This window comes from Acidisoma cellulosilyticum, from assembly GCF_020621385.1.
GTDB lineage: Bacteria > Pseudomonadota > Alphaproteobacteria > Acetobacterales > Acetobacteraceae > Acidisoma > Acidisoma cellulosilyticum.
The window spans coordinates 71,726-95,335 of the sequence record NZ_JAESVA010000014.1 but is presented as its reverse complement, the minus strand read 5'-3'; the positions used below and the strand labels follow the sequence as shown (position 1 = coordinate 95,335).

At 61.0% G+C, this 23,610-nt stretch carries 25 protein-coding genes; 3 read left to right on the top strand and 22 right to left on the bottom strand.

Annotated features, from left to right (window positions below):
• Nucleotides 1-67: 67 nt before the first annotated feature.
• The 14 genes from ACELLULO517_RS25345 to ACELLULO517_RS25280 form a co-directional block, all read right to left on the bottom strand.
• Nucleotides 68-334, bottom strand: a complete 267-nt coding sequence (locus ACELLULO517_RS25345; RefSeq protein WP_227310243.1) for a hypothetical protein — start codon at nt 332-334, stop codon at nt 68-70.
• A gap of 107 nt (nt 335-441) precedes the next feature.
• Nucleotides 442-1,647, bottom strand: a complete 1,206-nt coding sequence (gene pcaF / locus ACELLULO517_RS25340; RefSeq protein ID WP_227310242.1) for a 3-oxoadipyl-CoA thiolase — start codon at nt 1,645-1,647, stop codon at nt 442-444.
• Nucleotides 1,640-2,302 carry a 3-oxoacid CoA-transferase subunit B gene (locus tag ACELLULO517_RS25335; RefSeq protein WP_227310241.1) on the bottom strand — a complete coding sequence of 221 codons (663 nt, stop codon included), beginning with the start codon at nt 2,300-2,302 and terminating at the stop codon, nt 1,640-1,642. Before ACELLULO517_RS25335 ends, pcaF begins: the two co-directional genes overlap by 8 nt.
• Nucleotides 2,303-2,313: 11 nt before the next feature.
• Nucleotides 2,314-2,994 carry a 3-oxoacid CoA-transferase subunit A gene (locus ACELLULO517_RS25330; RefSeq protein ID WP_227310240.1) on the bottom strand — a complete coding sequence of 227 codons (681 nt, stop codon included), beginning with the start codon at nt 2,992-2,994 and terminating at the stop codon, nt 2,314-2,316.
• A 263-nt stretch (nt 2,995-3,257) separates the two neighbouring features.
• On the bottom strand, nt 3,258-4,061 hold the full coding sequence (locus ACELLULO517_RS25325) for an SDR family NAD(P)-dependent oxidoreductase (protein WP_227310239.1): 804 nt from the start codon (nt 4,059-4,061) through the stop codon (nt 3,258-3,260).
• 20 nt (nt 4,062-4,081) lie between these two features.
• Nucleotides 4,082-4,876 carry an SDR family NAD(P)-dependent oxidoreductase gene (locus ACELLULO517_RS25320; RefSeq protein WP_227310238.1) on the bottom strand — a complete coding sequence of 265 codons (795 nt, stop codon included), beginning with the start codon at nt 4,874-4,876 and terminating at the stop codon, nt 4,082-4,084.
• 12 nt (nt 4,877-4,888) lie between these two features.
• Nucleotides 4,889-5,890 (bottom strand): sugar ABC transporter substrate-binding protein, encoded by a 1,002-nt coding sequence (locus tag ACELLULO517_RS25315; protein WP_227310237.1) that lies wholly within the window; start codon nt 5,888-5,890, stop codon nt 4,889-4,891.
• A 48-nt stretch (nt 5,891-5,938) separates the two neighbouring features.
• Nucleotides 5,939-6,874 carry an intradiol ring-cleavage dioxygenase gene (locus tag ACELLULO517_RS25310; protein WP_227310236.1) on the bottom strand — a complete coding sequence of 312 codons (936 nt, stop codon included), beginning with the start codon at nt 6,872-6,874 and terminating at the stop codon, nt 5,939-5,941.
• A gap of 45 nt (nt 6,875-6,919) precedes the next feature.
• Nucleotides 6,920-7,981, bottom strand: coding sequence for a maleylacetate reductase (locus ACELLULO517_RS25305; protein WP_227310235.1), 1,062 nt, complete (start codon nt 7,979-7,981; stop codon nt 6,920-6,922).
• Nucleotides 7,982-8,018: 37 nt separating this feature from the next.
• Nucleotides 8,019-8,738 carry an SDR family NAD(P)-dependent oxidoreductase gene (locus ACELLULO517_RS25300; protein WP_227310234.1) on the bottom strand — a complete coding sequence of 240 codons (720 nt, stop codon included), beginning with the start codon at nt 8,736-8,738 and terminating at the stop codon, nt 8,019-8,021.
• Nucleotides 8,726-9,712 (bottom strand): ABC transporter permease, encoded by a 987-nt coding sequence (locus tag ACELLULO517_RS25295; protein ID WP_227310233.1) that lies wholly within the window; start codon nt 9,710-9,712, stop codon nt 8,726-8,728. Before ACELLULO517_RS25295 ends, ACELLULO517_RS25300 begins: the two co-directional genes overlap by 13 nt.
• The gene (locus ACELLULO517_RS25290; protein WP_227310232.1) at nt 9,709-10,722 is read right to left on the bottom strand and encodes an ABC transporter permease; all 1,014 of its coding nucleotides are present in this window, start codon (nt 10,720-10,722) and stop codon (nt 9,709-9,711) included. The genes ACELLULO517_RS25295 and ACELLULO517_RS25290 overlap by 4 nt, the downstream gene beginning before the upstream one ends.
• Before the next feature lie 11 nt (nt 10,723-10,733).
• Entirely contained in the window at nt 10,734-12,272 is a 1,539-nt protein-coding gene (locus tag ACELLULO517_RS25285) for a sugar ABC transporter ATP-binding protein (protein ID WP_227310231.1), read from the bottom strand.
• Nucleotides 12,269-13,339 carry an alcohol dehydrogenase catalytic domain-containing protein gene (locus tag ACELLULO517_RS25280; RefSeq protein ID WP_227310230.1) on the bottom strand — a complete coding sequence of 357 codons (1,071 nt, stop codon included), beginning with the start codon at nt 13,337-13,339 and terminating at the stop codon, nt 12,269-12,271. Before ACELLULO517_RS25280 ends, ACELLULO517_RS25285 begins: the two co-directional genes overlap by 4 nt.
• A gap of 256 nt (nt 13,340-13,595) precedes the next feature.
• Between ACELLULO517_RS25280 and ACELLULO517_RS25275 the strand changes: the two genes are divergently transcribed.
• Entirely contained in the window at nt 13,596-14,396 is an 801-nt protein-coding gene (locus ACELLULO517_RS25275) for an IclR family transcriptional regulator domain-containing protein (RefSeq protein ID WP_227310229.1), read from the top strand.
• Between the two features lie 7 nt (nt 14,397-14,403).
• Here the strand turns inward: ACELLULO517_RS25275 and ACELLULO517_RS25270 are convergent, their stop codons facing one another.
• From ACELLULO517_RS25270 to ACELLULO517_RS25235, 8 genes are all read right to left on the bottom strand, one after another.
• Complete coding sequence (locus ACELLULO517_RS25270) at nt 14,404-14,802, bottom strand: cupin domain-containing protein (protein ID WP_227310228.1); 399 nt, start codon at nt 14,800-14,802, stop codon at nt 14,404-14,406.
• 16 nt (nt 14,803-14,818) lie between these two features.
• A complete protein-coding gene (locus ACELLULO517_RS25265) occupies nt 14,819-15,106 on the bottom strand; it encodes a YciI family protein (protein WP_227310227.1) in 288 nt (95 codons plus the stop codon).
• Nucleotides 15,107-15,142: 36 nt separating this feature from the next.
• Nucleotides 15,143-15,994: a sugar phosphate isomerase/epimerase family protein gene (locus ACELLULO517_RS25260; RefSeq protein WP_227310226.1), complete on the bottom strand. Its 852-nt coding sequence runs from the start codon at nt 15,992-15,994 to the stop codon at nt 15,143-15,145.
• Nucleotides 15,995-16,018: 24 nt separating this feature from the next.
• Entirely contained in the window at nt 16,019-16,792 is a 774-nt protein-coding gene (locus ACELLULO517_RS25255; RefSeq protein ID WP_227310225.1) for an SDR family NAD(P)-dependent oxidoreductase, read from the bottom strand.
• 44 nt (nt 16,793-16,836) lie between these two features.
• Nucleotides 16,837-17,856, bottom strand: coding sequence for an ABC transporter permease (locus tag ACELLULO517_RS25250; RefSeq protein ID WP_227310224.1), 1,020 nt, complete (start codon nt 17,854-17,856; stop codon nt 16,837-16,839).
• A complete protein-coding gene (locus ACELLULO517_RS25245) occupies nt 17,849-19,366 on the bottom strand; it encodes a sugar ABC transporter ATP-binding protein (RefSeq protein WP_227310223.1) in 1,518 nt (505 codons plus the stop codon). Before ACELLULO517_RS25245 ends, ACELLULO517_RS25250 begins: the two co-directional genes overlap by 8 nt.
• A gap of 25 nt (nt 19,367-19,391) precedes the next feature.
• Nucleotides 19,392-20,387, bottom strand: coding sequence for a sugar ABC transporter substrate-binding protein (locus ACELLULO517_RS25240; protein ID WP_227310222.1), 996 nt, complete (start codon nt 20,385-20,387; stop codon nt 19,392-19,394).
• A 253-nt stretch (nt 20,388-20,640) separates the two neighbouring features.
• Complete coding sequence (locus ACELLULO517_RS25235) at nt 20,641-20,979, bottom strand: Dabb family protein (RefSeq protein WP_227310221.1); 339 nt, start codon at nt 20,977-20,979, stop codon at nt 20,641-20,643.
• Nucleotides 20,980-21,204: 225 nt separating this feature from the next.
• On the opposite strand from ACELLULO517_RS25235, the gene ACELLULO517_RS25230 reads away from it, so the two are divergent.
• Together ACELLULO517_RS25230 and ACELLULO517_RS25225 are read left to right on the top strand one after the other, a co-directional pair.
• Nucleotides 21,205-22,119 (top strand): LysR family transcriptional regulator, encoded by a 915-nt coding sequence (locus tag ACELLULO517_RS25230; protein WP_227310220.1) that lies wholly within the window; start codon nt 21,205-21,207, stop codon nt 22,117-22,119.
• Between the two features lie 83 nt (nt 22,120-22,202).
• Nucleotides 22,203-23,558 carry an amidohydrolase family protein gene (locus tag ACELLULO517_RS25225; protein ID WP_264481660.1) on the top strand — a complete coding sequence of 452 codons (1,356 nt, stop codon included), beginning with the start codon at nt 22,203-22,205 and terminating at the stop codon, nt 23,556-23,558.
• Nucleotides 23,559-23,610: the final 52 nt, after the last annotated feature.

The following is a 23,610-nucleotide window of genomic DNA, read 5'->3' as shown; positions in this document are numbered from 1 at the left end:
ACTTTATGATTGCATAAATCACATTGATGACAGCGATACGGCAGGGGCCGAGCGTCAATCAGGATGATTAGTGAGGCTGCGCATAATCCAGCACGCCTTTATCGAAATCCGCCTCAATCTCATCGCCCGCAAGCGTCCCTTCCATCACCCTGACGAGGGCCCTGGTCGGGGTCAGCACTTCAATGATCACGGCCTTGATCGTCCAAACACCCGTCAAGAAGGTTTGGTCTCCTTTCTTCAGGTTCATGAATTCCGTCACTGGGTTGTCAAAAAGCAATTGCATGATTTTCACGCCATACACTGAAGTTTGGAGCGTTCCAATACCATATTTCAATTGCAGCGCTTGGACAGCAGGGAAAACTTGCCCTGCGCCCGATCAAATAATGCTTTGTGATTAAGAAGACAGCATCGGACAGGCGATCAAACGTTAGCGCGCCGATTTCAAACCCGCTCGATCAGCATCGCAATCCCCTGCCCCACCCCGATGCACATCGTCGCCACCGCGCGCTTCATGCCTTGCGTTTCAAGCCCATTGACCGCCGTCATGGCAAGACGGGCGCCGGACATGCCGAGCGGATGGCCCAAAGCGATGGCGCCGCCGTAGGGATTGACCAGTCCGGAATCATCCGGCAGGCCAAGACGGCGCAGCACCGCAAGAGCCTGGCTCGCGAAAGCCTCGTTCAATTCGATGAGCTCGATGCCGTGCAAGGACTGTCCTGTCTGCGCAAGCAGTTTCTCGACCGCCGGCGCCGGGCCGATCCCCATGATGGCCGGCTCGACCCCCGCCGTCGCCATCGCGAGGATGCGGGCGCGTGGCGTCAGGCCATGACGGCGGATGCCGGCCTCACTTGCCAGAATCAGCGCCGCCGCACCGTCATTGACGCCGGCCGCATTGCCCGCCGTCACTGTCCCGCCCTCGCGGCGGAAAGGCGCCTTCAGCTTGGCGAGCCCCTCCAGGCTGGTATCAGGACGCGGATGCTCGTCCTCCGCCACGACAAGCTCGCTTTTGCGGTCCTTGACCGTGACCGGTGATATCTCTCGGGCGAAATATCCCGCTTGCCGGGCCGCGGCCGCGCGCTGTTGCGACCGGAAGGCAAAGGCGTCCTGGTCAGCCCGCGAAACGCCGAACCGCTCCGCGACATTCTCACCCGTTTCCGGCATGCTATCCACGCCATAGATCGCCTTCATGGCGGGGTTGATGAATCGCCAGCCGATGGTCGTGTCCTGAAGGGCCGCCTGTCGGGAAAAGGCTTCAGGCGCCTTCCCCATCACGAAGGGCGCGCGCGTCATGCTTTCGACGCCGCCCGCCAGCACCAGATCGCCTTCGCCGAGCCTGATCATCCGCGCTGCCGTGCCGACCGCGTCGAGCCCCGATCCGCATAAGCGGTTGATGGTGCCCCCCGGCGTGCCGACAGGATAACCGGCCAGCAGGACGGCCATCCTGGCGACATCGCGATTATCCTCCCCCGCCTGATTGGCACAGCCGAGATAGCAATCATCGACCGCATCCCAATCGACACTCGGGTTTCGTTCGCGCAACACCCGCAGAGGATGCGCCGCCAGATCATCCGCGCGCATATCTTTCAGCGCACCGCCATAGCGGCCGATCGGCGTGCGCGTAAAGTCGCAGATAAAGGCCTCAGACATCCTGCTTATCCTTCAGTCGCAAAGCCGCGCCGGTTTGCGCCTGCAGCGCCTCCAGCGTCAGCCCTGGTACCATCTCAAGAACCACGAAGCCTTCCCTCGTCACATCGATCACCGCCAGATTGGTGTAAATGCGGCTGACGGCCCCCAGTGCCGTTAAAGGATAGGCGCAACGCTCGACCAGTTTCGGTGCGCCCTGCTTCGTCGTATGCTCGGTCACCACCCAAATGCGTTTGGCGCCGACGGCCAAATCCATCGCGCCGCCGACGGCCGGTGCGGCATCCGCCGCAGACGTCGCCCAATTCGCGATATCCCCGTTCTCCGCGACCTCGAAAGCACCCAGCACGCAAAGATCGATATGGCCGCCACGGATCATGGCGAAACTATCGGCGTGATGAAAAAACGCGCCGCCCTGCCGCAATGTCACATGCTGCTTGCCGGCATTGATCAGCCAAGGATTGATCTGATCCGGAGCGGGAGCGGCGCCCATGCCAAGAATACCGTTCTCGGAATGGAGCAGCACCTCACGCCCGTCGGGAATGCAATCCGCGACCATGGTGGGGATTCCGATCCCAAGATTGACATACCATCCTTCGGGAATGTCCTGCGCCACACGACGGGCCATTTCATGGCGGGTCAAAACCGTCACATCGGTCATGGGTCTGTCTCCTAACCGCGCGGATCGCCGTACGGCACATGCACAACGCGCTGGACGAAAATACCGGGGGTCACGATGGCCTCGGGGTCCAGATCGCCGAGTGCTGCGACATGCTGGGTCTGCACGACGGTCAGACCCGCCGCCGTCGCCATGACCGGGTTAAAATTCCGGCCACTTTCCCGAAAGACGCAGTTGCCCCAACGATCCGCTCGCCAAGCCTCGACGAGTGCGACGTCACCCGGCAATGCAAATTCCAGCACATGATTGCGCCCCGCGATCATGCGGCTCTCCTTGCCGTCAGCGAGCTTCGTGCCATAGGCCGTCGGCGTATAGAAGGCGCCGACGCCGGCCCCGGCCGCACGAATGCGTTCCGCCAAGGTGCCCTGGGGCACAATCTCAAGCTCAAGCCTGCCCGCCTTGAACAATTCCTCAAAGACGACCGAGCCTGCCGATCGCGGAAAGGAACAGATGATCTTCCGCACACGGCCGGCGGCGAGCAGCTTCGCCAGCCCGACAAGACCTGCACCGGCATTATTCGCGACGACGGTCAGATCGCGCGCGCCTTGCTCGATCAGCCCTTCGATCAAGGCGTCCGGCTGCCCCACCGCGCCGAAACCACCGACCAGTATTGTCGAGCCATCGCGCACACCATCCAGCGCGGCGGCAATATCGCCGACGATCTTGTCGATCATGCCGACCTATCTCCTATCCCAGGCTTCACGCCGATACTGAACCGGCGATGTAAATTGTGCGTATACCGCACAGGTGTTCATATTGATGGTGAGTGTGGACATGGCCGCACCGAAAATCAATGAGGATTCTTTGCAACGACCCGCAGGCACATTGCGGGGCCGGTTATTGGCCGATACCGAAGTATCGGCCAATACATCGCCAAATCTGCGTTGTTGCGGGACCGGAAGACCTGACATCCCTAGCAGTATTGACAGCGCCTGGATCACACGATGCTGCGAATACTGCCGCCGTCGACACCCCAGACAGCCGAGGTCACGAAACTGGCCAGATCGGAGGCCAGAAAGACGATGACATTGGCCACTTCCTCAGGCTTGCCAAGGCGACCGAGGGGAAGCTGGCGCAAGGACATTTCATATTCCACGGCTTCCTGCGGCGGCCGTCCATGGAAGGTGCTCATGGTATCGGCGAACCCGCCGGGCTTGGTCCAGAACGGCGTCCAGATCGGGCCCGGTGCGACGGCATTGACGCGGATCAGCGGCCCTTCCGCGCGGGCGAGGCCCTTGGTCAGCGCCAGTACCGCCGCCTTGGATGCCGAATAGTCCACCGGCACCGGCTCCGGCTGGCGGGCAAGATCGGAGGCATTGTTGATGATGACCGGCTTCGCTCTCTGCCGCAGCACCGGCAGCAGTTTTCGGCAGGTGCGCACATAGCTCATGAAATTGAGCTGCATCGTCGCGTCCCAGTCGCTGTCAGTGAGTTCTTCAAAGCGCCGAACGGAGCCGGAACCGACATTATTGACGAGTATATCGACCTGCCCGCCCGTGGCGGACAGCACCGCATCAATACCGCGGTTGATCCCCTGCTCCGTCGACAGGTCCGTCTTGGCGATTGCCACGGAGACGCCGATCGCTTCGGCTTCCGCCTTGACCTCGGCCAGACCAGCTTCATCGATATCCAGCAAAGCCAGTTGCGCGCCTTCACGCGCGAAGGCGAGTGCCGTTGCCTTGCCAATGCCCTTGGCCGCCCCGGTGATGAGGACGATCTGTCCCTTTAATCCCGATTCCATTTGCGCTTACCCTTTGTTTCTCAGACTGAAGCGCCTTCGGCGCCCGTGCGGAAATCGAAGCTTGTCGTCAAGCCGCCATCGGCGATGAGATCGGCGCCATTGAGCGCGGCGGCACCGTCCGACAGCAGGAACAAGGCTGCGCGCGCAACCTCCTCCGCCTCCAGAATGCGGCCCCCCGGTTGGCGCGCCGACCGCGTGGCCAGGAAGGCAGCGCTATCGGCCGCCGATTCCAGATGGCGCTTGAACAGCCCTGCCATCATCGGACCGGGACTGAGCACATTGACGCGAACTCCCTGACGCGCGTGATCCATCGCGACCGTGCGGGCAAGCTGTCGCACCGCGGCCTTGGACGCTGCATAGACCGCGAGTTGCTGCTCGGCAAAACTCGCGTCGACGCTCGCGACCGCGACGATGCTGCCGGCACCATGCGCAATCATGAGCGGCAGGATGGCGCGAAAGGCGAGCGCGGTGCCCACGACATTGACGTCAAATGTCCGCAGCAGATCGTCTCGCCCGGTTTCAATGATTGTTCCGACATCCAGCATGGCCGCGGCGGTGACGAGACCATATGACCCCCGCCCGCTGGCCGACAGGGCTTGCGCGACAGCTTCCCATGTCTCATCGCGTGTCACGTCACCCTGAATATGACGATAGCCATCCGTTTCCAGGAGATCGCTCAAGGCCGGCGCGCGATCCACGCCGATTGTCAGAACACCCGCTTCCGCCAGAAGACGGCAGACAGCGTGACCAAGACCCGAAGATGCGCCCGAGACGGCGACCGCACCGGGCAAAGCGAAGGAGAAAGCGCTTGTCATCATCCGTCTCCCTCAGCGGCCGATCGCGGCATTGCACATGGCGACATTCTCTGCCGTGATCGTGGGATGCGGCAGAAAGCGCGTCTTCGGAACCGATTTGCCGTCCAGCAGATCGGCGACGGCTTGCGCCGCGTAATTGCCGTCATCAATGGGCGACTGCAGGACGGTCGCGTATTGCGTGCCGGCGGTGATTGCATTGACACCTTCCACGCTGCAATTGCTGCCGACCAGAACGAGCGTTTTCGGATCAAGACCGGCGCGCTGGGCGGCCACTATAACCCCGGCCAGCATGTTATCGGCCTCCGCATAGACCCCTTTGATATGGGCGCCATATTGCGTAAACAAAGCTGCCGCCGCGTCCGTCGCCTGCGTCTGATCCCAATTGCCTGGCTGGCTGCCGTCGATTTTCACCATCGGCGCCTTTGCCTTCAGAACACCGGTGAAACCGTCGAGACGATTGATTTGCGGGGGCGTGCCCAGAACGCCGAGAATGACGAAAATATCCGTATTCCCGGTATAGCCCTTGGCCTTCAATCCCTGGATCATCGCCTCACCGGCCTGTTGACCATTCCCCAGATCGTCCGGGCCGGTGTAGATGTTCCAAAGGCTTTGATATTTCGGGTTAGGCATGGAATTGGTCACCACCAAGGGAATACCGGCCTTTTTTATCCGCCTGAGCGATGGGACAATGGCGCTGGCATCCGCAGGCCAAACCACGATAGCATCCGGATGCTCAGCGACCGCCTGATCAACCTGGCTTGCCTGCTGGCCGGCATCGAAATTGTTGATCTTGACTTCGACGTTGATGCCGTCGGCCGCCGCTGCCTTGAGGAAGGCGCGTTCATGCAGTGCGCAATATTCGCAGGATTGGCTCACGGTCAGAAGGATGACCTTGGACCCTTTGGCCGCGGCCCATGCCGGTGCCGCGCCACCGAAGATGCCGAGCAGGCCTGCCGCGACCGTACCCAGCATCAGATTGCGCAGATAGTTTTGCCGTTTATGCCCTTGGCTCATTTTCTTATTCCCTTTGGCCGCTTCATGCGGCGGATTACGATGACGCAGTCAGACGCGTTCGGCTTTTTCCACCGATCCTGTGGTTTGTGGAGCCAGAACGAAATCCCATTCGACGAGCCAAGCCGGTGCGGCGACCCCCAGCCGCGCCGCGACCTCAGGGTCCGTGATGCGCTGAAGCTCACCGATCAGCTCATTCTTAACGCCGAAGACCGCGTCCTCGGCGAGGTATTGGCAGTCGGGCGAAAATATATGCGTAATCACCGGATCGAATTTCGGTGCTGTCACGATGAAATGGATATGGGCGGCACGGTTCGGATGACGGCCGAGTGCTGCCAGCATCTGCCCCACTGGACCGTCGTCCGGGATCGGATAGAAGCGCGGTTTCACCGTGCGCAGCCAATACTGACCCTCGGCATCCGAGGTAAAGACGCCGCGCAAATTCCAATCCGGCTGCAGCCCCTTCTGCTGCACATCGTAGAATCCGTCATCATTCGTCTGCCAGACATCCAGGGTTGCGCCCGCGACTGGCGCCCCCTGCTCATCCAGAACACGACCGCGCACGACCATGGGCTCCCCCTTGCCGTCCAGGCAGATATTGGCCCCATTGTCATAATGCGGCGCATGGTCGACATGAAACGGACCAAGGATGGTGTTCGGTGTCGTGCCAGCCGGCCGGTGATGGTTGATCGCATCCACCAGCATCGACACGCCAAGCGTGTCAGACAGCAAAATGAATTCCTGGCGCCAATCGGTACACATGTGACCGATCCTGGTCAGAAACTCTATGCCTTTCAGCCATTCATCATGCGACGGTTTGATTTCCTTCACCGCCGCATGCATGTGTTTCACCAGAATCGTCATGATCTCACGCAGCCGCGGATCGGTATCCGCCGTCATGCGGGCATTGACGACCTGTTCAGAATTCTCCTCCGTGAAATAGGGATAGCGCGGTGTTCCCGCTTTTTCCTGATCATCCTTGGCCATCTGTCTTTTTTCCTCTTCTCGCGCAGATCCTAGACAAGTCACCGGTCAGATCTGCGGGCGCTCTCCCGCATAGGCATGTGCGATCAAATCCCGAATGGCCTGGCGTTCCAACGGACGAGGGTTCCAATAGGGATTGGCGACGGCCATATCGGCGGTGCGCTCGATACCCGCCTCCGGCATGCCAAGATGTTTCAACGCATGCTGAGCACCGACGGCATCTGCCAGATCAAAAAGCCCCTGCGCTGCGTCGGTGGCCCCGAGGGCTGCCGCCAATGCCGCCATCTCATCCGGCAACGCCGGCGCGTTATAGGCGACGGCATGAGGCAAAACCGCCGTATGCGTCTCGGCATGCGGCAGATCGAAGGTGCCGCCCAAAGTATGACAAAGCTTATGGTGCAGCGCCATGCCGACGGTTCCTAAACACAACCCGCATAGCCAGGCGCCGTAGAGGGCATCCGATCGCGCCGCCCGATCCCCCGGCGACTGCACGATGACCGGCAGCGCGCGCGCCATGGCGCGAATCCCCTCCAGCGCCATCAAAGACATGATGGGATTGCGATCCTGCGCATAGAGCGCTTCCACGGCATGGGCGATGGCATTGATGCCGCTGGTCCCCGACAAGGCGACGGGCAGATTGAGTGTCAGGTCAACATCGTAGATGACGGTCTCGGGCAACACGCGCGGGCTTTTCTGCGTGACTTTCTGCCCGTCGCGGGTCTCCCCCAGGATCGGCGTCATTTCCGAGCCGGCATAGGTTGTGGGCGCCACGATCTGCGGCAGGTCCGTTCGCAAAGCGATGGCCTTGCCGAGACCGGTGGTAGAGCCGCCGCCGACGGCGACAAGCCCGTCGATCCTCTCGGTCTGGACAAGGCGCATCGCCTCCTCCGTGACCGAGACCGGCGTATGCATGGTCGCACCCGAAAAAACTGCCGCCGCCCTAGGCCCGATCCTGGCCGCGATCTGCTGGGCGTCATCGGCCTGCTGCGGTGCCGCCAGAACCAGGACACGGTGCAGATCCAGCCGCTCAACCTCCTCGGGCAGCCGCGCCAAGGTCCCTGACCCAAAGATCACGCGCGCAGGATGGGATGTGTAGACAAATCCGGTCATCGGGGAGGGCTCCATGGCGCCGCCGTTAGAGGGCTTGCTATTGCGCGAGATATCCACCGTCTATGATCAGCTCACTGCCGGTCACAAAACTCGACTCGTCACTGGCGAGAAAAAGGCAGCCATAGGCTACCTCCAGCGGTGTTCCCATCCGCCCCATCGGCGTCTGACCGATGATGCCCTGGTTCATCGCGTCCGACTGTGCCTCCACCAACGGCGTGCGAATAAGGCCAGGATGGACGGAATTGACGCGGATATTCTCAGGCGCGTAGGTCACGGCCGCATTCTTGGTCATATTGCGGACGGCGCCCTTGGCGGCATTATACGCGGCCGCCCCGGGCACGCCGACATTCCCCCAGATCGACGAGAAATTGACAATCGACCCGCGCCGCGCCTGTCGCATCGTTGGCAGCACGGACTGAATGCCCAGGAAACTTCCGGTCTGGTTGACGGCAATGACCCGGTTCCAGCTTGCGAGGTCAGTCTCATGAATAGGCCCGTAGGCTTCCACGATGCCCGCATTATTGACCAGTACGTCGATCCGGCCGTGCCGTGCGATGATCTCCTCCGTCACCCGCTGCCAATCGGCCGGCGACGACACATCCAGCGCGACCGGCGTGATACCGGTCTGTGCCGCGACGTCCCTGACGTCACCGGCGATGACCGTCGCACCTTCCTGGGCAAAGAGTTCGGCGACAGCGGCGCCGATGCCTTGCGCGGCACCGGTGACGATCACCACCTTACCTGTCAACCTTGCCATGTCACGTTCCTCCGTTTTGTTTGCGCTGTCTTGCGACGCAGATCCATCAGCGCCTGTCCCGCTTTGCCGTCCAACAGCACGACGATGAGCAGAAGCGCGCCGTTCACCAGAAGCAGTTCCGTCGAGCTGGCACTGAGAAGACCAAGTCCATTGTTCAGGATGGTCAGGATCAGCACACCCGTGGCCACACTGGCCGGCGACCCGATGCCGCCGCCGAGCGCCACCCCGCCGATGATGGCCGCAGCCGCCGCCTGAAGCAGCGTCGTGCTGTCCAGCGTCGCCGAGGCCGTCGCCAGGCTGAGCGAGATCAAGGACCCCGCCAGGGCCGCGAAAGCGCCTGAGATCGCAAAGCACACGACAAGGGCCAGACCCACCCGGGCGCCGCTCTGAATGGCCGCACGGCGATGGCCGCCGCTGGCATAGATATCGCGCCCCAGTTTGGTGAACTGGAGAAAGGCCGCGATCAGCAGGAAGCACAGGATGGTGATGAGGCTGCGGGGTGAAAATATGCCCAGCAGCGTCTGATCCAAGGCGTCGCTGACGTCGAAATTGTCGTAACTCAGCACCCGCCCGCCAGCGAGCCAGAAGCCGACGCCGTTGAGCAGGATCATCGTGCCGACGGTCGTGACGAGGGAGGAGATTTGCAGCCAAGGCAGCAAGACCGCATTGCCGATGCCGATGACGGTGCCGACCATGACCGCGCAAAGCACCGCGGCGACCGGACCAAGCACGACTAGCTTGATCGTGACGAGGCCGGCGACCGTCGCCATCGCCGCGACGCTCAAATCAAACTCACCTGCAATCATCGTGACGGAGAGGCCAAGAGCCAAAAGGCCGAGGAATGCGAAGGACTGGAAGATGGCGTAAAGATTGTCGAGCGACAGAAAGTGTTTCACGGTCAGCGCAAAGCCCAAGGGCAGCGCGACGAGCAGAACCAGCCTGATCGATCGGGTCAGCCAGGCAGCACCGCTCATCTCGCTGCTCCCACGCGACGACGCAACCTTGGCGCCCATTGCCCAAGCAATGCGCCAATGATCACCGATGCCAATACGACCGCGCCTTTCACGACCAGCTGGTATTCGTAACTGACGCCACTGACCAACAGGACATTGCCGATGATGCTGAGAAACATGGCGCCGACCACCGCATCACCGACACGACCGCGCCCACCGCGAATAGAGACACCGCCGACCAGAACAGCGGCAATCGCGTTGAAGTCGAGATCGATGCCGTAGGTCAGATTGCCCTGGGCCGAGGACGAGGCGATGAGACTGCCGGCAAGGGCCGCTGCCGCACCCGCAAAACCATAGCAGAACATGGTCGCGGCTATGAGCCTGAGACCCGCGACCCGCGCCACGTCCCGCTGCATGCCGATCAGCCGGATCTCGCGCCCAAGGCGGGTCTTCTGCATCACAAAACCGGCGATGCCGGCAAAGATCAGCATGACCAGGATCTGGTTGGGAATGAGGCCGAACACGCGCCCAAAGCCCAGCCAGGTCGCTTGTCCATGGCCGACGACGGTGATGCCGCCGGTCCAAAGCACGCCAAAGCCGGTGATCATGGAAGCGGCGGCGATCGTCGTGATGATGGGATTGGTATCCGCCGCACCGATGAGCACGCCCTGGATGAGCCCGATCAATGTTCCCGCTGCGACCACCAGAAGCATCGTCGGCAGAAGGCCGAGGCTGATCAGCGATGCAAAGACAACTGTCGAGAAAGCGGCGGTCGCGCCCATCGACAGCATGAAAAGATTGCCGCTGAGGGTCACCAGCGCCATGCCGACGGCCCCGATGCCGACAGCCGCCAGGGAATACATGATGGATTGGAGATTGCCGAATTCCGCGAAATGCGGAACGAAGAGGACAGCCACAATGATCAGCACAAGTGTGCCGCCGCGAATGGAGGTCGCATGAAGTTCATGCGGCGTCGCGACCATGCGACGCAGGCGCTCGCTGACCCAACCCTCCGTTGTCTTGACTGCCATTGCTTCGGCCATCACTGCGTCAAGACGATAGTGTCGTCTCGCCCCCTCAAGATATCATGCAGGATCTCCCCGCCGTCCAGCGCGTCGCGGCCGATGCTGCGAACGACCTCACCGCGGAAGATCGTCACGACGCGGTCGGCGAGTTCCAGGACTTCCTCCAGATCGGTCGAGTAGAAAAGAATAGCGAGACCCTGTTCCGCCAGACGCCGCAGGGTCGCGTAAATCTCGCTGCGCGCACCGATATCCACCCCACGGGTCGGCTCATTCAGGATGAGAATGCGGGGCGTCAGCGCCGCAGCCTTGCCGAGCGCGACCTTCTGTTGATTGCCACCGCTCAAGGTTGCGACCTCACTGCCCAACCGACCGGGATCGATGCGAAACATGGCGGCCAATTCCAAGCCCCGCTCGCGCTCGGCCGCCCGCTGCATCACGCCCCCGCGGCTGAACCGGCCCATGACCGAGGCGGTGAGATTCATCCAGACCGGCGCATCCAAAAAAATGCCTTTGCCGGCGCGATCTTCGGGAACATAGGCAATGCCCGCCTTCATCGCATCGCGCACGCTGCCGATCACCACGGCGCGGCCGTCGATTGCGATCTGCCCATCGACCAGACCGCGCAGACCCGCCAGCGCTTCGACAAGAACATCGGCGCCCGACCCCAATTGACCGACGACACCGGCAATCTCCCCCGGTGCCAGAGCAAGGTCGATGGGTTTCAGCGCGTCCCCACAGCGCAAGCCCGCTATGGCGAGGCGCGCGGGTCTGTCTGCCGCGACAGACAGCGGCTTTTGCGTTCCGCGCACCAGGTCGCGACCGATCATCGCTTTCACGAGATCACGCGACGTCAGATCGCTGGTTCTTTCCGTCAGCACATGCTGCCCGTTGCGGAAGACGGTCACGCGGTCGGTCAGCGCAAAGACTTCGTCCAAGCGGTGGCTGACAAAGACAAGCGCCGTGCCCTTATCCCGCAACAGGCGTGCCGTATCGAAGACACGTTTGATTTCCGCATCCGACAACGTCGCTGTCGGTTCATCGAGCAGAAGAACGCGGGCGCGACGCGCGACACCGCGCGCGATTTCGACGAGCTGACGCTCGGCCAGACTGAGCGCGCTCGCCTTCCTGTCGAGGGGGATATGCGCAAGCCCGACCTCGTCCAAGCCTTGCCGAACCTGCGTGCGGACAAGATGGGCGAAGTAAAACGGCGAAGTGCCGCCCATGCCGAGCATGATATTGTCGAGCACGGAGAGCGTCGGCACGATGGCAAGTTCTTGATGCACGATCGAGATGAGCTGCGGATCCGTACGTTGGCCGAGTGCCAGCGGTCGGCCATCGACGCTGATCTCACCGCTGTCCGGCCGCACCAGACCGCCGAGGATCTTGATGAAGGTGCTTTTCCCCGCTCCGTTCTCGCCGCACAGGCCATGGATCTCTCCCGCGCCCAGATCAAGCCCGACGCTCTGCAAGGCCATGATCCCGCCATAGCGCTTGCTGAGATCGCGCGCCGCCAGAACGGGCGTTGCGGGCTTGTGGGAGAGGGATGCTGCGGTCACGCGGCGCCAACCGCGACAAGGATCTTCAGCTTGTCATTGCCGGGTCTGCAGAGTACGTCGAACCCTTCGGTAACCGCCTCCGCCAAAGGCACTTGACCGCTGATGATCATCTCCACCGGATAGAGCCCGCTGGCGATCAGTTCCACCACCCTCGGGCCGATGGTGATGGGATTGCCCCAATTGCCGATGAGCCGAACCGCCTTCTCGCAAAGCTTGTACATGTCGAAGGTCGGTTCCTTGACGAACAGACCGACCTGGACGATGGTGCCGTCCCGCCTGACCTTATCAAGACAAAGTGCCAGCGCATCACGATGCCCGGCGCATTCGATGGCGATATCGACACCGATCCCGGCGGCGGTTCCGGTTTTCACGGCATAGACAAAATCCTCGCCCAGCCTGTCGAAAACGGAAATCCCCGGCAGTCCCCGCACGCGTGCCGCGCGTTGCGAATTGGGCTCGAACAGAAAAATCCGTGTCGCACCTGCAGCCCGCGCGGCGAGCGCCACCAGCACACCGATCGGGCCGGCGCCGGTGATGAGGACGGAGGCACCGGGGAATACGCCGCCGCGATCTATCGCATGCAGGGCAACCGATGCGGGCTCCACGATGGCGCCTTGTGCGTCCGACACGTCGGCGGGAAGGCGGACGAGATTCTGCTCGGGGATCAAAGCATATTCCCCGAATCCGCCCCAAGGGCCGCTCAGGCCAATGATGCCGGTCTCCGCGCTGATATGGCCGAGATTCCGGCGGGCAAAATACTCACCCGGCTTGTTGAGATGCGGCATGGCCGCGACACGGTCGCCGACCGCGATCGTCGCTACATCCGGTCCCACAGCCTCGACCAAGGCCGATAATTCGTGGCCCAGGATAAGCGGTGCCATGGCACCGGTAAAAGGATGCGGGCTGGTCGGGACGATGATGGGGCCTGCTTGATATTCGTGAAGGTCGGATCCGCAGATACCGCAAAGGCTTATGCGTACCAGCACATCCTGCCCCGTCGGTGCCGGGGGCGCCGCGACTTCATCCAACCGCAGGTCTTGCGCCTTGTGGAATCTCAAAGCCTTCATGCGAATTCCTCCTTAGCCTCCCGTTCGTCAGTGCGATTTGACGGCGCAGCCAGTTGCGAGACCGCAGCGGTCGGCGTTGACCCATTGACCCGTTGACCGGCGACGTTCTGGCGCAACCTGTTTGACGGATGCGAATTGCGATCTTGAATATTTTGTGCGATATACGCACAATGTTTCCTTGTCAGATAGATCACCGCATCTTTCCGTTTTTGTCAATCTGTGTTGCTAATCGCACGTCATATCCGCAAGGGCTTCAATGTCAGATCTGCACGATGAAGACAGCAAGGTCTCAAAAGATCGCAACTCCAATATGGTCGGCGGTCTTATCAAAGGACTTCGCGTTATCGAGACCTTCGACCGGGATCACCCGCGCCTGGCCATTTCGGATGTCGCCCGCGAAACCGACATGGATCGCGCAACATGCCGCCGTCTTTTGCTAACGCTGGTATCGCTCGGCTATGCGGAACATGACGGTAAATTCTTCAAGTTAACGCCGCGCATTCTTCGGCTCGGTTATTCCTATCTGCATACAGCCTCGCTGCCGAGCATCGTCCAGCCTCTGCTGGAACAAATGTCGCGCGAGACGGAGGAAAGCTGCTCGGTTTCAGTATTGGACGGTCAATCCATCGTGTACATCGCAAGGGCATCGCGACAGCGCGTCATGTCGATCAATCTGAATGTTGGCAGCCGGCTGCCCGCCTATTGCTCCTCAATGGGCCGCGCGCTGCTCGCTTTCATGCCGCCGGACCAAGCGCGAAAGCTGCTCGAAAAAGCGAGCCGACCTGCACTGACCGCAAAGACGATAACCGAAATCCTGCCGCTGATGGCCGAACTCGCCAAGATCAAACGTCAAGGTTATGCAATCATCGACGAGGAGTTGGAACTTGGCCTGCGCTCCATCGCTTTGCCCTTATACGATAATCGCGGCAATGTCGTCGCCGCTTTGAACATCGGCGCTCAGGCCGCCCGTGTCAGCGTGAAGAAGATGCGGGACTCATTTCTGCCGCATCTTCTGCATCTGCAGGCCGATCTGCGCCAGGTCTATGCCCCGGACTGAAACGCTATCAGGCCGGAAGTTCAGCCGCATCAGCCTCGGTTCCGGCGCCGCCCGGCGGCAAGAAACTCGCCGCGAAAGCCAAGGCCCTGATTGGCCCCGTTCCGCTGATCGGTGCGATGCTGTGCACGGCATTCGGCGGTATATGGATCAGATCGCCGGGCGCAACCTCGCGCTTGTCGCGTTCGATCTGCATAATCCCACGCCCTTTGAGAATGTAGTAAAATTCGTGCGTGTTATGGCGATGCGGCTCAAGGTGAGACTCCGCCGCTATTTCGAACTCAGAGATATATTCGAGGTAGGAATTCTCTGTCGCCGCCCTCATCGCCTCCTTCGGCACCATGAAATAGGTGTGACAGGATCCACCGTGCTCTACTGTCGGTTCGATATTCGCATTCATGACGTCCATAGCCGGTGCTCCTCATCTATCCGCGATTGTCGACGCGCATCAGGAAGGCGTTGATACTGACCGATCCCCATATGCCGGCCTTGTTAAAGGGATCTGCCGTGTTGAAAGCGATGACATCGTCCTTGCTGTCCGCTTCGAAGATGAACATCGATCCGATCATGGTTTCCCTGTCATCCGCGACCAATGGGCCGGATACCACTGTCCGCACGACCCCCGAGGCAAGATAGGCTTTATGCGCTTCATAATTCTGCAATCTCAGCGGGAGTGCGCCCGATTTGTCGAGGCAATGGACCACAAAGCGCATGCTGTCTTTCTCCAGGAATTGTCAATCTGTCCGATTTTAAGCCAGGACTTTCTTGACCGAATCAAACGCACGCTGCGCCATCTGGTCCAGCGGCAGGATTCTGTGATCTTTCGACAATATCTCCACGCCGACAGGGCCGTCATAGCCCGTCCGCGCAACCTGAGACAGGAAGCCAGGAATATCGAAAGCGCCCTCGCCGCACAGAAGGCGGTCATGCAGCGTCTCATGCCAGAGGTCCGCCGCCGGTTGAGCAGGCCCGTCATCCAACTCGATCGAGATGATTTTGTCGGCCGGCAGGCGGCCGATATCCTCGAACGGCACATGACCCCGTACCATATGCCAAACATCGAGCAATACACCGCCATTCTTCGCATTGGCCGCATTGACCACAGGCATGGTATTCGCGATCGTGCTGAGATTGGACCAGGGCATGATCTCGATCCCGACACGCGTGCCCGCCCGCGCGGCTTCCGCGCAGAGCGTGCCAAAAGCATCCGCCATCACCGGCAGCGGCCAGTCGGCACCGTCCATATCGCCGCTGATCTTGATATGGCTGGCCCCTAGTTCTTGCGCGGCAATGAGAAGATCCGCGCGCATCACATCCGATCTCGCGCGGCGCTCGCCATTGGCAAACCAGTCGCTGAAAATCTCCACCTCAAGATCACGCATGCCGTGGGCATCCAATATGGCCCGCATCCGGCTGAAGCCGAGGGCGTCACGCAAGTGCTGGATATCCGCATGCACAAGGCCGATGCCGCCATAGCCGGCGGCGGCCGCCGCTGCCACCCGCGTTTCAAACGCATAAGGGCTGACCTCGGTCTTTCCGCCCGGAAAGCAGTCCCCGGCCAGGGTCCAATAGGCGGCAAGAATACGCTGGTCGCTGATCATAGCTTCTCTCGATTGCAAAGGGTGTTAGGCGGCGGAGTAGCCGCCATCGACCATCAGATTCTGCCCGGTAATTCCGGACGCCGCGTCGGAGACCAGGAAGGCGACCGTCTGGGCCACTTCCCGCGGTGCAATCAACCGTCCGATGGGCATATCCGCGAGCCAGGCGCGCATAACTTCCGGCCGGGTGCGACCGACCTCCGCCAGCATCTCCGTATCCGCATAGGCCGGACCGACGGCATTGACGCGAACGCCGGAGGATGCCCATTCAACCGCGACATTCCGGCAAAGATGCGCGACGGCCGCTTTCGACACGTCATAGCCGATATGCAATTCCGGCCGCACGCTGGTGACACCCGCGATCGATGATATGGCGACGATGGCACCGCGTTTCGCGGCGACCATGTGGCGGCCAGCCGCACGAACCGCGAAGAACACACCGTCGACATTGACGGCCATGACACGCCGCCAGTTTTCATCGGAATGCGTCGTGGTCGGCTCCTCATAGGCGATGCCGGCATTGGCGACCAGAATGTCGATGCTGCCATGGCGGGCGACGACCTCCGCAATCGTCTTGTCGACGGAAGCGCTGTCGGTGACGTCCGTCACGATCGCGTCCGTCTTGCCGCCGCCACGCCCCAGGGCTTCCGCTGTGTCGCGGACGGCGGGCGACTGATCGGACAGGACGACGGTCGCACCCAAGGCGAGAAGCTCCTCGGCAATGGCAGCGCCCATGCCCCGCGCCGCACCGGTCACCAAGGCAACGCGACCATCCAGCCGGATCAGATCAGCAAGTGACATTTCAACCTCGCACGAGAGAGTTAAGCGGCGTCACGTCCCAGGCTTCAGGCCCGGCGCGGCGCCTCACCGGTAAAGCGGGTGACGATCAGGGACAGCAGGATGATGGCGCCATAGGCGGCGTCGATCCAGAAAGCGGCGATCTGCGACAAGGTCAGGACGTTCTGCAGAATGCCGAGAAGAATGACACCCGTCAGCGCGCCAAGCAGTCGCCCTTGTCCGCCGTTCAGGCTGATGCCGCCAATAACAGCTGCCGCGAAGACATAGAAGATCAGGTTCTGGCCTTGGCTTGCCACCACCGAGGCGATGCGGCCGGTCAGCATAAGCCCGGCCAGCGCCGCCAATAGCCCGGCCAAAGCGAAAACACCCCAGGTGATGCGCTCGACAGGGATACCCGCGATCCTTGCCGCTTCCGGATTGCCGCCGATCGCATAAAGCGCCCGACCCAGCCGGTGATAGCGCAGCAGCAGGCCGAAAATCAGGTACAGGAATCCGGCGATCCAGATGGAGACCGGGATGCCGAACCAGGTCGCCGAGCCGAGATAGAGGAATTCCGGCGGCAGATCGAACAACGTCCGCCCATTAGTCATGCCGATTGTGGTGCCCCGCAGCAGGATCAGCATCGCGAGTGTCGCAATAAAGGCATTGAGTTTGAGGCGCACAACCAGAAAGCCGTTGAAGGCGCCGATGACCGCACCGGCCACAAGAACGAGGGCGATCGCGACGAAGCCGTTCAGCCCGAAGCCGGAGCCGCCCTCCGTGGTATCGGCCACGATCAGCCAGGCAGCGAGCATGGGGCAGAAGCCGACAATGGATTCAAGCGACAGATCGAACATGCCGCACATCAAAATCAAGGACTCGGCGATGACCAGAATCGAGAGTTCCGAACACTGCTGCAGAATATTGATGAGATTGTCTGCCGTCAGAAATGACGGATTGACGATAGCGCCCGCGATCATTGCCAGAATGATCACAGGCAATAGGACAAGCTCACGCAATTGCAACCGGGAAACCCAGGCCCTGCTTTTCCCTCGGCCGCGCGGCGCGGCGATAGCAACATCAACCATGCTGTTCTTCCTCCAATCCTTCGATCGCAGCGACGATATCCTCGTCGTTGCGATCTCGACCGAATTGCCTTGTCAGACGGCCCCGGAATATGACTTGCACGCGATCACAGACGGCAAGCTCGTCAAGATCATCGGAAATGATCAGCACCGCCGCGCCCTCCGCCTGGGCCTTGGCGACGATCCCGAACAACGCCTCCTTGGACGCGATGTCGACACCTTGTGTCGGCGAGACCAAAACCAATACCTTCGGCGCGGAAGCCAGCGCGCGGCCCATCAGCCCTTTTTGCTGATTGCCGCCGCTGAGTTCCGAAATCGGCTGCTTCAGCGATGCGCTGACGATTCCAAGGCTGCGCACGAGTGCGCTGGCGCGGTCGTTTTGCCGACGCGGCGAGATGAAGCCGAAGCGCCCGAAACTATCCGTGACGGTGACAGTAAGATTCTCGGCAATGGAGAGCTGCGGCAGGATGCCGCGCTCATGCCTGTCACGCGGCACATAGCCGATGCGGTCGCCCGGCTGTGCCGTCTGGATAAGACCCTTGTAGCGGCGAAGGCCAATGATCGCCTCACCGATCTCCTCCTTGCCGGACCCCGCCAGTCCTGCCAGCCCCATGCATTCGCCGGGCTGGAGATTGAAACTGACATCCTGGACGAGGGTGCCGATCGCCAAATCCTTGACCGTGAGCGCAGCCGGCCCGACCGTCTCGCGGCCGACCGGTGCGGCACGCGCCGCCCCCGCCGCCGCACCCACCATGGCCTGCACCAGCGCGCCCTTCGGCATGTCACCGAGCGGGGCATCGGCCACCAGAAGACCATCCCGTAAGACGGTCACGCTGCGGCAGATTTCATAGATTTCTTCGAGATGATGGGAAATATAGATGAAGGTGACGCCACTCTGCTGCAGATGGCGGATACGGTCGAAGAGCCGATGCACCTCGCGCCGTTCCAATTCCGCCGTCGGCTCATCCAAGATCAGCAACCGGCTTCCCTGCAGCAGAGCACGACCGATTTCGACGATCTGTCTTTGCTCCACCGTCAGGCGCGACGCCATGAGGTCCGGCTCGACGTCAAGGCCCCATTCCGCGAGCGTCGCACGCGCCTGCTCGCGAAGCCGGTTCCATCCGATCAAACCGAGACGATTGCGCGGCTGGCTGTTGAGGTAGAGATTTTCAGCCACCGTCAGCGTGGGGATGACCGTCCAACGCTGATAGACGCAGGCTACGCGCTCTCGCCAGGCCGCCCTGTCACCCAGGGCCGGGGCCGGCAATCCCGCCAGTTCCACCACCCCCGCACTCGGCGACAGCATGCCGGTGACAATGGCCACAAGGGTTGATTTGCCAGCGCCGTTGCGGCCGACCAAAGCACGCGAGTCGCCGACGGGAACAGAAAAGCTCACGTCATGCAATACGCGCGTCGGTCCAAAGCTGCGGCTGACCTTCTCCGTTTTCAAAGCGAAGGCAGCAGCCGCACCATCGGTCGCCCGCGGAGCGGAGGATAAAACGCTGCTCACCATGAGCCTATCCCTTCAACCAGGATCATCAGCTTTTCGTCTGATTGCCCCACAGGGATGGGTCATCGACATTCGCCTTCGTCACGATCGGCGCCGTCAGCAGATCCATCTCGATCTTGCCCTTGGCGATGATTGTGCTGTCATGGTCGGTCGGGCCGGGTGCGAAGGTCTTTCCTGCCAGAGCGGCCTTGGCATAGTAGACGCCGTATTTGATGTAGAGATTGAGCGGCTGGGAGACGACCGAATCCAGCAGATCCTTGCGGATATCCTGCAAAGCCAAAGGCGTTCCATCGATGCTGACAAGCACGATATGGCCCGGCTGCCCTACGGGTTTGAGCTTATGGGCCGTCTTCAACACATTGACGACGCCGGCCAGCATGACGGAGTCGCTCTGCATATAAATCGCCGAAAGCTTCGGTGTCGAGGTGACGATTGTCTGCGCAATGGCCGTCGCCTGGTCCGCCTTCCAGTTGGTCGGCTCCTGAATCAACTTGATATTCCGATAGCTGGCCTTGAGGCATGTATTGAAGCCGGTCGTGCGGTCGCGCCCGTTGGTCGTGGCCTGGTCACCCATCAGCGAGAGCACGATGCCTTGGCCGCCAAGCGCCTTGCCGATTTGCTGGCAAGCCTGCGCACCCATGGCCGCATTGTCGGCGCGCACGACCATGGCCAGCGACCCGCCGGCCGGCGCCGTATCGATCGCAACCACCGGAACCTTCTTCTTGGCCGCGAAGGCAAGAGCCGGAATAATCGCCTCACTATCCGTGGGGTTAATGATCAGAACCTTGGCGCCGGTCGCGATAAGATTGTGGATGTCCGAGATTTGCTTGCCGGCATCTCCATTGGCGTTTGTCGCCGGCAATGTGTGAAATCCCTCAGCCCGCGCCGTCGCCAATGCCTGTTGCACCAGGACCGCCTGAAACGGGTCGGTGAGGAAGCCCGCCGCATAGCCGAGAACGGGTTCGGCTGCCTGCGCCTGGCCCCCGGCGACAACGAGACCGAGGCCCAGAGCGGCAGCACGCAAGACTGACCGAGATAGGTTGATAGAGGTCAATTTATCCTCCCGATATTGTGCGTAAACCGCACAAGTGTTCTTTTTTTAATCGTTACGCGATAGCAGGTCGTGACGTCAAGCGCATGACATTACCTGGCTTCGGTCGCGCTTGGCCTCATCTGGCTTATTGCGGTGCAGCACTTTGTCGGTTTACCCGACGAGACCTCACATGCGATACTGCCCGACCTTGTCTTCGTTATTCATAAATTGAATTTTATGATGATCAGCGAAAATCTGATGCTGATTGATACGGGGAATCGGAAGGCGCCGGATAGTCAACCTGATAGCGCGCGATCCGCAGGCCCGCGATGCGGTCGCGCACGTCGAGATGGGCGGGATGGTTGGCGTAGGAGGCCAGGGCGTCGCCGTCGGTAAACTCAGAATAAAGAACCATGTCGCAGGCATAGGACACGCGGCTGATATCGATGCCGACTTCAAGATGCATCAAGCCTGGAATCTGACCGATAAGCCCCTCGAAACCCGTTTTGACTTGCATCGCGGCCGACAGCTTCTCCTCTGGACTATCCCCAAGCAGGTTCCACATGACGATGTGCTTTATCATGCTAACTTCCACTGCAATTCATCGATTTATTCTTGAACTTTTAGTGGGACAGCACACTGTCCCTCGCCGCCGCTATCGCGTGCGCAGGTTGTCGGATCATTGATCGCTTTCTCCCCGGGATCTTGCATCCCTTATCATTGGATTTGGAGACTACCCTTGATGAAGGCGGGGAAATAGCGCAAAAAAGGGAAACACTATCCCAATTGATGCAAGAATGAGGGTGGCATGGATCGATGGGCGGAGATTGAGCTTTTCGTGCGGGCGGCTGAACTCGGAAACCTCTCCAGGGCCGCTGAGACGTTAGGCCTGTCCAACTCCGCCGCGAGCCGCCACCTCATGGCTTTGGAGACAAGGCTGAACGTTCGCCTGGTTCAAAGGACGACGAGAAAGCTTTATCTCACCGAGGTCGGTCAGCAGTTTTTCCAGAGCAGCAAAACCGTTCTGGCGACGATGCGTGAGGCGGAAGCGGCCGCGACCGAACAGGCGCTGAACGCCACCGGCTTACTGCGCGTCAGCGCATCGCTGTCTTTCTGCATCGAACATCTCACCCCGATTGTGCTGGACTTCACGCGCCGCTATCCGAACGTCACCGTCGATGTCGTTGCCTCAAACCGATACTATGATCTTTTGGAGAATGGCGTGGATCTGGCGATCCGCACCAGAAGGGTTGAAGCCGATTCCTCGGTCACAATCCGCCGCCTGGCGGAAACGCGGCGCTTGCTGGCGGCCTCGCCGGATTATATCGCGCAGCATGGAACACCGCGGCACCCGAGTGAACTTGCGGATCATAAGATGCTGCTCTACACGCTCGCAGATCGTCCGAACGAATTGGCGTTTTCCAAGGGTGATTCCAAGCTTACAGTCAGGGTCGAGAGCCTTTTATCGGCGAATGACGGGCAGGTCATCCAGGCGGCGGCCATCGGCGGTCTCGGGATTTTGGCGCAGCCCGCCTATATTATTTATTCGGCGCTTGAATCGGGTCAGCTTGTCCGGCTACTAGACGATTGGGATCTGCCTCGCCTGACAATGAATATCGCTTTTCCAACGCGAGAACATGTGCCGGCCAAGGTCCGCTTGTTCAATGAGTTTCTGTTCAACCGGTTCAAAGACAATAACTACGAGTCCAAATGGACCGCCTGAATTCGGCCATCTGGTAATTTGATCAAGCAATAACAAAAACAAATTCCACAATATAAATGACTGGTAAAGCCATGCATCGGATCATGATACGAGGCGCCGTCATCGTCACGATGGACGAGCACCTTGGCGAATTTTCCAGCGGAGATATCCTGATCGAGGAGGATCGCATTGCCGCGATCGGCCCCTCTCTCGACCTATCCGACGTCAATACCGAGATCGTCGAAGCCCCAGGCTGGATCGTCGCTCCCGGCTTTATCAACGCCCATATGCATACCTGGCAGACGGGGTTGCGCTCGGCCGCCGCCAATTGGACCTTGCTCGAATATTTCCGATGGGTGCATGCGGGACTGGCGACGCGTTTCACGCCCGAGGATATCGGCATCGCGACGCTCGCCGGCGCCCTCAATCAAATCAACAGCGGCACGACGACCCTGGTGGATTGGTGCCATAACAACCCCACGCCCGCCCATACGGATGCGGCAGTCGCGGCCCTGCAGGAATCTGGCATCCGTGCGGCCTTCTTTCATGGTTCGCCCAAACCGGACCCGCGACCGGGCGAGCGGCATTTCTCCGAAATCCCCCATCCGCGCCGGGAGATCGAGCGTCTGCTCGCCGGCCCCTTCTCGTCGCGCAGCGGCAAGCTCAGCCTTGGCATGGCAATCCTTGGGCCGCATTACGCGACATTGGAGGTCGCCCTTGCCGACTTTCGTCTCTCCCGTGAGTTCGGCCTCATCGCGTCCATGCATCAGGGCGGCGGTGCCGCCAAGACGCCGGAAGGCTGGGACGTGCTGGAGGCCGAAAATCTCCTCGGGCCGCTGATCAACATTGTCCACGGCAATGACCTGTCGGATGATCGTCTCGCGCGGTTCGCGGCCCAAGGCGTGACATTCTCGGTCGCGCCCGAGAATGAGATGATCCAAGGTCATGGCCATCCCATCACCGGACGATTACGCGCGCTCGGTGTCGCGCCGTCGCTTGGCGTCGATATTGAAAGCGTCGTCGGCGGCAGTATGATCGCGGTCGCGCGCGCGGCGCTGTCCCATCAACGGGCGCTCGACAATGCGGCATCGCGCGTAACGACCGGCGCCATTCCCCCCACCACGACCATTCGCACAGGCGAAGCCCTCTCCTGGATTACGCGCGACGGCGCGCGCATGCTGGGCCAACAGGACCGGATCGGGCGTCTGGCGCCAGGGTTACAGGCCGACCTCATCCTGGTGCGGGCGGATGATCTGGATCTTTGGCCGGTGCATGACCCTGTCGCCACGCTCATCATGCATGCCCATACGGGCAGCATCGACAGCGTGATGATCGCCGGCCGCTGGCATAAACGCGGCGGACGGCTGCTTGGCTTCGACCTCGGGCCTATTCGCGCGGCGCTCGCCCGGTCCGGCCAGCGCATCCTAGCGGAACTCCGCTGGCCGCAGGGTGCCGCGTAGAAAATCGGCCCCAGCCCAGTTGCGCAGCGCAGCAAGGACGTCCACTCTTGCC

Coding starts and splice junctions, on each gene's coding strand:
- pcaF (WP_227310242.1), bottom strand. CDS start 1,647: ATGTCTGAGGCCTTTATCTGCGACTTTACGCGCACGCCGATCGGCCGC.
- ACELLULO517_RS25335 (WP_227310241.1), bottom strand. CDS start 2,302: ATGACCGATGTGACGGTTTTGACCCGCCATGAAATGGCCCGTCGTGTG.
- ACELLULO517_RS25330 (WP_227310240.1), bottom strand. CDS start 2,994: ATGATCGACAAGATCGTCGGCGATATTGCCGCCGCGCTGGATGGTGTG.
- ACELLULO517_RS25325 (WP_227310239.1), bottom strand. CDS start 4,061: ATGGAATCGGGATTAAAGGGACAGATCGTCCTCATCACCGGGGCGGCC.
- ACELLULO517_RS25320 (WP_227310238.1), bottom strand. CDS start 4,876: ATGACAAGCGCTTTCTCCTTCGCTTTGCCCGGTGCGGTCGCCGTCTCG.
- ACELLULO517_RS25315 (WP_227310237.1), bottom strand. CDS start 5,890: ATGAGCCAAGGGCATAAACGGCAAAACTATCTGCGCAATCTGATGCTG.
- ACELLULO517_RS25310 (WP_227310236.1), bottom strand. CDS start 6,874: ATGGCCAAGGATGATCAGGAAAAAGCGGGAACACCGCGCTATCCCTAT.
- ACELLULO517_RS25305 (WP_227310235.1), bottom strand. CDS start 7,981: ATGACCGGATTTGTCTACACATCCCATCCTGCGCGCGTGATCTTTGGG.
- ACELLULO517_RS25300 (WP_227310234.1), bottom strand. CDS start 8,738: ATGGCAAGGTTGACAGGTAAGGTGGTGATCGTCACCGGTGCCGCGCAA.
- ACELLULO517_RS25295 (WP_227310233.1), bottom strand. CDS start 9,712: ATGAGCGGTGCTGCCTGGCTGACCCGATCGATCAGGCTGGTTCTGCTC.
- ACELLULO517_RS25290 (WP_227310232.1), bottom strand. CDS start 10,722: ATGGCAGTCAAGACAACGGAGGGTTGGGTCAGCGAGCGCCTGCGTCGC.
- ACELLULO517_RS25280 (WP_227310230.1), bottom strand. CDS start 13,339: ATGAAGGCTTTGAGATTCCACAAGGCGCAAGACCTGCGGTTGGATGAA.
- ACELLULO517_RS25275 (WP_227310229.1), top strand. CDS start 13,596: ATGTCAGATCTGCACGATGAAGACAGCAAGGTCTCAAAAGATCGCAAC.
- ACELLULO517_RS25270 (WP_227310228.1), bottom strand. CDS start 14,802: ATGGACGTCATGAATGCGAATATCGAACCGACAGTAGAGCACGGTGGA.
- ACELLULO517_RS25265 (WP_227310227.1), bottom strand. CDS start 15,106: ATGCGCTTTGTGGTCCATTGCCTCGACAAATCGGGCGCACTCCCGCTG.
- ACELLULO517_RS25260 (WP_227310226.1), bottom strand. CDS start 15,994: ATGATCAGCGACCAGCGTATTCTTGCCGCCTATTGGACCCTGGCCGGG.
- ACELLULO517_RS25255 (WP_227310225.1), bottom strand. CDS start 16,792: ATGTCACTTGCTGATCTGATCCGGCTGGATGGTCGCGTTGCCTTGGTG.
- ACELLULO517_RS25250 (WP_227310224.1), bottom strand. CDS start 17,856: ATGGTTGATGTTGCTATCGCCGCGCCGCGCGGCCGAGGGAAAAGCAGG.
- ACELLULO517_RS25245 (WP_227310223.1), bottom strand. CDS start 19,366: ATGGTGAGCAGCGTTTTATCCTCCGCTCCGCGGGCGACCGATGGTGCG.
- ACELLULO517_RS25235 (WP_227310221.1), bottom strand. CDS start 20,979: ATGATAAAGCACATCGTCATGTGGAACCTGCTTGGGGATAGTCCAGAG.
- ACELLULO517_RS25230 (WP_227310220.1), top strand. CDS start 21,205: ATGGATCGATGGGCGGAGATTGAGCTTTTCGTGCGGGCGGCTGAACTC.
- ACELLULO517_RS25225 (WP_264481660.1), top strand. CDS start 22,203: ATGATACGAGGCGCCGTCATCGTCACGATGGACGAGCACCTTGGCGAA.